Raw genomic sequence first — 6,290 nt, forward strand, 5'->3', positions numbered from 1 at the left:
GATGCAGGCGGTGATGTCGGGCACCGCCACGCCCTTGGCCTTGGCGAGATTGGCGATGTTCTCGGCCGGCGACGCGTCGATGTCGATCAGGCTGTCCGGGTATCCCGGCCCGATGGCGATCTTGTCCATGTAGACGTCGGGCGCGAACAGCAAGCTACCCTTCTCCGCGATGGCGATGACGGCAAGCGCGTTGGGCAGGTTCTTGGCGCAGATCGTCGTGCCTTCGAGCGGATCGAGCGCGATGTCGACGGCCGGGCCTTTGCCGGTGCCGACCTCTTCGCCGATATAGAGCATCGGCGCCTCGTCGCGCTCGCCCTCGCCGATGACCACGGTACCCTTGATGGCCAACCGGTTGAGTTCCTGGCGCATCGCATCGACCGCGACCTGGTCGGCCGCCTTCTCATCGCCGCGACCGCGCAGCCTGGCAGCGGCGACCGCGGCCCTTTCGGTCACACGCACCACTTCCATGGTGAGGATACGATCGAGGCCGGCTACGATGTTTTGGGCCATGTTCATGGATGGGCATTCCTCGTTGAAACTGCGCTTTGCCTCCCGCCAGAAGCGCGCTTCTTCTGGCAAAGCTCCATGACAACGGCAAGACTTGCCATGTCAATTTTTGAAATGGAGCAATATCAATCGATTAAAGGTGAAATATGACTCGAACTATTCCGCCCGCTCGATACGGATCACCTGCGGCTTGTCGGTGAGATGGCCGTCCTTGGTGACCCCTTCGACCGCCTTGCGCACCGCCGCTTCCGTTGTCTCGTGGGTGACGAGGATGACTGTCTTTTGCTCTTCGGTTGCCGGCCCGGCGGCCTGCTGGACGATCGATTCCAGTGAAATATCGTTGTCGGCCATGCGCTTGGCGATCGCCGCGAAGACGCCGATGCGGTCGTGCACGGTGAGCCGGATGAAATAGCCGCCGGCATGGCTGCGCATCTGCGCTTTCCTGTAGGGCTTCAATTCCTTCGCCGGCCAGCCGAAGACCGGCCCGTGCTGGAAGCCCGGCCGGCTCTTGGCGATATCGGCAATGTCGCCGACCACAGCCGAGGCGGTGGCATTGCCGCCGGCGCCGGGGCCGGAGAGCAAAAGCTCGCCCAGGATGTCGGTCTCGATCGCCACGGCATTGGTGACGCCATGCACCTGCGCGATGACCGAGGCCGTCGGCACCATGGTCGGATGCACGCGCTGCTCGATGCCGCTGTCGGTGCGCTGCGCGACGCCGAGCAGCTTGATGCGATAGCCGAGCTCGGCTGCGGCGCGAATGTCGGCCTGGGTGATGTTGGAGATGCCCTCCATGTAAATGTCGTTGGCGGCGATCTTCGTGCCGAACGCAAGGCTGGTCAGGATCGACAGCTTGTGCGCCGTGTCATGGCCTTCGATGTCGAAGGTCGGGTCGGCTTCGGCATAGCCGAGGCGCTGCGCGTCCTTGAGGCAGGCATCGAAAGAGATGCCTTCGGCCTCCATGCGGGTCAGAATGTAGTTGCAGGTGCCGTTGAGGATGCCGAAGACGCGGGTGACCTGGTTGCCGGCCATCGCCTCGCGCATCGTCTTGATGACCGGGATGCCGCCGGCCACCGCAGCCTCGTAGTTGAGCAGCACGCCCTTCTTCTCGGCGATCTCGGCGAGTTGCACGCCGTGCTTGGCCAACAGCGCCTTGTTGGCCGTCACGACATGGCGGCCGGCCTCGAGCGCCGCCTTCACCGATGCACGCGCTGGCCCTTCGTCGCCGCCGATCAGCTCGACGAAGACATCAATGTCGGCCTTCTCGGCCATCTTCGCGGCATCGTCGAACCATTTGGTGTCGCCCAGATCGACACCGCGGTCGCGCTTCGGATCGCGCGCCGAAACCGCTGTGACGACAATGTCGCGACCGCACTGGCGGGTGAGCTCGGCGGCCTTGTCGTTGAGCACGCGCGCCACCGAGGCTCCCACCGTGCCAAGGCCGGCAATTCCAACACGCAACGCTTCAGCCATGTCCGGCGACGCCCCTCAAAGATTGGTCGGTGTGGTGTGCGGTAAATTCAGCGGCGCGCGGTCAGCGGCACAACATTGTTGGGCTGCTTGGCGGTCGAGGCCAGGAAGCGCTTGATGTTGCGCGCCGCCTGGCGGATCCGGTGCTCGTTCTCGACCAGCGCCACACGAACGAAATCGTCGCCGTGCTCACCGAAGCCGATGCCCGGCGCCACCGCCACGTCGGCGTGCTCGATGAGCAGCTTGGAGAATTCGAGCGAGCCGAGCTGGCTGAACTGTTCCGGAATCGGCGCCCAGGCGAACATCGAGGCCGCCGGCGCCGGAATGGTCCAGCCGGCACGGCCGAAGGAATCGACCATCACATCGCGCCGCTTGTGATAGACCTCGCGCACCTCGGCGATGTCGGCACCGTCGCCGTTGAGCGCATGCGCCGCCGCCACCTGGATCGGCGTGAAGGCGCCGTAGTCGAGATAGGATTTGACGCGCGTCAGCGCCGCGATCAGCCGCTCGTTGCCGACCGCGAAGCCCATGCGCCAGCCGGGCATGGAAAAAGTCTTCGACATCGAGGTGAACTCGACGCAGACATCCATCGCGCCTGGAACCTGGAGCACCGAAGGCGGCGGATTGCCATCGAAATAGATCTCGGAATAGGCAAGGTCCGACAGGATGATGATGTCGTTCTTCTTCGCGAAGGCGACCACGTCCTTGTAGAAATCGAGCGAGGCGACAAGCGCCGTCGGGTTCGACGGATAGTTGAGGATCAGCGCCAGCGGCCTTGGGATCGAGTGGCGGATGCCGCGCTCGACCGCCGGGATGAAGCCGTCATCCGGTTCCACCTGCAGCGAGCGGATGACGCCGCCCGACATGATGAAGCCGAAGGCGTGAATCGGGTAGGTCGGATTGGGGCACAGGATGACGTCGCCGGGCGCGGTGATCGCCTGCGCCATGTTGGCAAAGCCCTCCTTCGAGCCGAGCGTCGCCACCACTTGCGTGTCGGGATTGAGCTTCACGCCGAAGCGGCGGGCATAGTAGTTCGCCTGGGCCCGGCGCAGGCCCGGAATGCCGCGCGAGGACGAATAGCGATGCGTGCGCGGATCGCGCACCACTTCGCATAATTTGTCGACGATGGCCTTCGGCGTCGGCAGGTCCGGATTGCCCATGCCCAGGTCGATGATGTCGGCACCGCGCGAGCGGGCGCTGGCCTTCAGCCGATTGACCTGCTCGAACACGTAAGGCGGAAGCCGGCGGACCTTATGAAATTCTTCCATTGGAGTTCCAGACGAGCAAAGGGGGCGCTTTTCGGCGCGCGATATAGACCTAATTGCAGTTAGGGTCGAGGGCGGGATCGCATTTGCCTTCGATCTGCTTCAGCGCGTCGTCGCCATGCGTCCTGGCGAGCGTGTTCAGCGCCGCTGTATTGGCGGCTGGCTTCGCGCGGCCGCCCTTGGCAAGCTGCGCCTGCTGCTCGGCCTTGAGCTGGGCAAGCTTGGCGGCAGTCTCTTCCTTCGTGAGCTGCTTGGCCGCTACCGGCGGCGGAATGTTGAGGTTCGGATAGGAGCCGGTGTCCTTCGGCCCCTCGGTCACCGCGGTCGGCCTCGCATTGCTGGCGTTGCTGCTGGTCTCGCAGCCGCCCGCGAGCAACGGCGTGCACAGCACCGCGGCTGCGGCGGCGATGCGGCAAATCGAACCGGCGCCGAGAAAATAAGTCCCGCCAACATCAATCGTCATATTGTTTTCCTGGCAGCCGGGTTAGAGCGTGTTGGACCCGGTCAGATGTCCCATGGTAATATGTCAAGAAAACGCTCCGGGAGGAACCCCGCGAACCATGTCCAAAGCGCCCGATTCGGACAAAGCGGAAAATGGCGGACCTTCGACCGTCGAGCAATATCTGGTGAAAGATCCCGAACGCTTCGCGTTGAACATGGCGCGCATGATCGAGCAGGCCGGCAAGGCGGCCTCCGCCTGGGCCGAGCCGCGCGAAAAGGGTGAGGTGCGCGACCACGTCGCCGAACCCGTGGTCGACATGGTCAAGACCTTCTCCAAGCTCTCGGAGTACTGGCTGGCCGACCCGCAGCGCGCGCTTGAAGCGCAGACGCGTCTGTTCGCCGGCTACATGACGGTCTGGGCGAACGCCATTCAGAAGGTCAGCCCGAGCCCGAACGCCGAAGCCCCCGAGGACGCGGTCAAGCCCGAGCGCGGCGACAAGCGCTTCCAGGATCCGGAATGGGGCCGCAATGCCTTCTTCGACTTCCTGAAACAGGCCTATCTCGTCACCTCGCGCTGGGCCTCCGATCTCGTCGATCATGCCGAGGGCCTGGACGAGCACACCCGCCACAAGGCGAGCTTCTACGTCAAGCAGGTTTCCAACGCTATCGCGCCGTCGAATTTCATTCTGACCAATCCCGAGCTGTTCCGCGAGACCGTCGCCTCCAACGGCGAGAATTTGGTGCGCGGCATGAAGATGCTGGCCGAGGACATCGCCGCCGGCAGGGGCGACCTGAAGCTGCGCCAGGCGGACTACGCGCCGTTCGAGATCGGCAAGAACATCGCCACGACACCCGGCAAGGTCATCGGCCGCAGCGATGTCGCCGAGATCATCCAATACGATCCGACGACGGAGACGGTGCTGAAGCGCCCCCTGCTCATTTGCCCGCCCTGGATCAATAAATACTATATCCTCGACCTCAACCCGCAGAAATCCTTCATCCGCTGGGCGATCGAGCAGGGCCACACCGTCTTCGTCATCTCCTGGATCAACCCGGACGAGCGCCACGGCGCCAAAGGCTGGGAGGCCTATATCCGCGAGGGCCTGCAATATGGCCTCGACATGGTCGAGAAGGCGACCGGCGAGAAGGAGGTCAACGCTATCGGCTATTGCGTCGGCGGCACGCTATTGGCCGCGGCGCTCGCGCTGCTGGCACAGGAAGGCGACCACCGCATCAGGTCGGCGACCTTCTTCACCACCCAGGTCGACTTCACCTATGCCGGCGATCTCAAGGTCTTCGTCGACGAGGACCAGGTTGCCGCGGTCGAGCGCTCGATGAGCGAAAAGGGCTATCTCGACGGCACCAAGATGGCGACCGCCTTCAACATGCTGCGCTCGGGCGACCTGATCTGGCCTTATGTCATCAACAACTATATGCGCGGCAAGGACCCCCTGCCCTTCGACCTGCTCTACTGGAACGCCGATTCGACCCGCATGGCGGCGGCCAACCATTCCTTCTATCTGCGCAATTGCTATCTCGAGAACAATCTCTCCCGCGGCACGATGGAGCTTGCCGGCCGCACCGTCTCGCTGGCCGACATAACGATCCCTGTCTACAACCTCGCCACGAAGGAAGACCACATCGCGCCGGCGCTTTCGGTGTTCCTCGGCTCGCGCTATTTCGGTGGCGACGTCGAATATGTCATGGCGGGCTCCGGCCATATCGCCGGCGTCGTCAATCCGCCGGTGGCGCACAAGTACCAGTACTGGACCGGCGGCAAGCCGGTGGGGGATTTCAGCACCTGGTTCGCCGGCGCGCACGAGCATGCCGGCTCATGGTGGACGCACTGGCAGCACTGGATCGAAAGCCAGGACAACATCCATGTGCCCGCCCGCAAACCGGGCAAGCGTATGAAAACCTTGGGGGACGCGCCGGGCACCTATGTCAAGGTGCGTGTGTAACCGGCTGTAATGTCTGGTGAGTTGACGGGCCGCCAAAACAGGGCGAAATGGTGATGTTAATCGTTTTCGTAGCCTCAGCTCGCCTGCAGACACACAATAAATCCGAGGCTTTGCAGATCGATACAGATCCCGTTTCCGGTTCGGGAACAGGAGGTCGCCGCCAGAGGCACTGGAGTGCTGCGGCGACGATGTACGGACCGGATGCCGAGGGGGAATTTTATTTTGAAATCAGTGGCTTGGCGCCTTGCACGAAGGGAAAGCCGCAGCATCGTGGCAGCGCTTTTATCCGTGCTTCTGGCCTCCTGCACCTCGACCGGCGACCCGACGATGTCGGTCGTCACGCCCGCCTACAATTCAACCGCCACAGAGATGAGCGCGGCTTCCAGCGCCCAGTCCGCGGCGTCGGCCGATTCGACCTCGCCGGCGGCGTCGACCTCCCCGGCATCCCCAGAGGCGGCATCGACCGTGATGGGCGAAGACGACAAACCGTTGCCTGAAAAAGTTGCCTATGTGCCGGAAACCCGGCCCGGAGCAGCCTTCCCCGCGGTAGCGGTTCCTGCTGACGCCGGCTCGATCGCCGGCAACACGCCGCAACCGCTGGTACCGCCGCCGCAGACGGCAGAGGAGACGAAAGCGGCCGCCACCACGG

The 6,290-nt window shown here is 63.7% G+C and carries 5 protein-coding genes and 1 pseudogene; 2 read left to right on the forward strand and 4 right to left on the reverse strand.

The features are described 5' to 3' along the window. The 4 genes from EOA32_RS31635 to EOA32_RS31650 form a co-directional block, all read right to left on the reverse strand. Positions 1-516, reverse strand: a 516-nt coding sequence (locus EOA32_RS31635; protein ID WP_128373814.1) for a fructose-bisphosphatase class II, incomplete at its 3' end; no start/stop codon positions are given. 147 nt (positions 517-663) lie between these two features. Next, complete coding sequence (locus EOA32_RS31640) at positions 664-1,977, reverse strand: homoserine dehydrogenase (protein ID WP_067328043.1); 1,314 nt, start codon at positions 1,975-1,977, stop codon at positions 664-666. A gap of 47 nt (positions 1,978-2,024) precedes the next feature. Then, positions 2,025-3,242: an LL-diaminopimelate aminotransferase gene (locus EOA32_RS31645; RefSeq protein ID WP_128373815.1), complete on the reverse strand. Its 1,218-nt coding sequence runs from the start codon at positions 3,240-3,242 to the stop codon at positions 2,025-2,027. Between the two features lie 49 nt (positions 3,243-3,291). Continuing rightward, positions 3,292-3,702 carry a hypothetical protein gene (locus tag EOA32_RS31650; protein WP_189407537.1) on the reverse strand — a complete coding sequence of 137 codons (411 nt, stop codon included), beginning with the start codon at positions 3,700-3,702 and terminating at the stop codon, positions 3,292-3,294. Positions 3,703-3,799: 97 nt separating this feature from the next. Here EOA32_RS31650 and phaC point away from each other — a divergent pair, with 97 nt between their 5' ends. Together phaC and EOA32_RS31660 are read left to right on the forward strand one after the other, a co-directional pair. Beyond that, the gene (gene phaC / locus EOA32_RS31655; RefSeq protein ID WP_128373816.1) at positions 3,800-5,641 is read left to right on the forward strand and encodes a class I poly(R)-hydroxyalkanoic acid synthase; all 1,842 of its coding nucleotides are present in this window, start codon (positions 3,800-3,802) and stop codon (positions 5,639-5,641) included. Between the two features lie 270 nt (positions 5,642-5,911). Next, positions 5,912-6,290: pseudogene (locus tag EOA32_RS31660) on the forward strand (peptidase M15A); the annotation flags it as partial.

The organism is Mesorhizobium sp. M1A.F.Ca.ET.072.01.1.1, from assembly GCF_004023325.1.
In the GTDB taxonomy this organism is placed as follows: domain Bacteria; phylum Pseudomonadota; class Alphaproteobacteria; order Rhizobiales; family Rhizobiaceae; genus Mesorhizobium.

Excerpts from the sequence above, each read along its gene's own strand:
- EOA32_RS31640 (WP_067328043.1), bottom strand. The coding sequence starts at position 1,977 with ATGGCTGAAGCGTTGCGTGTTGGAATTGCCGGCCTTGGCACGGTGGGA.
- EOA32_RS31650 (WP_189407537.1), bottom strand. The coding sequence starts at position 3,702 with ATGACGATTGATGTTGGCGGGACTTATTTTCTCGGCGCCGGTTCGATT.
- EOA32_RS31645 (WP_128373815.1), bottom strand. The coding sequence starts at position 3,242 with ATGGAAGAATTTCATAAGGTCCGCCGGCTTCCGCCTTACGTGTTCGAG.
- phaC (WP_128373816.1), top strand. The coding sequence starts at position 3,800 with ATGTCCAAAGCGCCCGATTCGGACAAAGCGGAAAATGGCGGACCTTCG.